The 272-nt window shown below is 42.6% G+C and carries 1 protein-coding gene; it reads right to left on the bottom strand.

Translation table 11 applies throughout. The features are described from left to right. Positions 1 to 272: hypothetical protein (locus tag HMPREF2890_RS09405; protein WP_210394739.1), on the bottom strand; the 272-nt coding region annotated here is incomplete at both ends.

Here is a 272-nt window from a genome sequence, read left to right as displayed (position 1 = left end):
TCATTCAACATTGTGCTATCCACATTTTCCGAAACATAACGTTCCTTTTCCTCCCAAAAGCTTTCTCCTGTGTATTCCTTATGAACGACGCAGGCGACATACTCCACAAGCGCTTCGTTTAGTATGTATTTATCTACGGAGGACATCCAGGAAGCTTGACCAGGCTTCACAGAAGGGAGAAATAGATGGGTCATCTCATGCGTTAATACACGAGAGTAATAATCATCAGGATCAACCAACAGGACCTTGTTTTCGGTATATGGGAAAGCTTT

The sequence above is a fragment of the Porphyromonas sp. HMSC065F10 genome, assembly GCF_001808555.1.
Taxonomy (GTDB): Bacteria; Bacteroidota; Bacteroidia; order Bacteroidales; family Porphyromonadaceae; genus Porphyromonas_A.
This window is presented reverse-complemented; position numbering and strand designations above follow the sequence as displayed.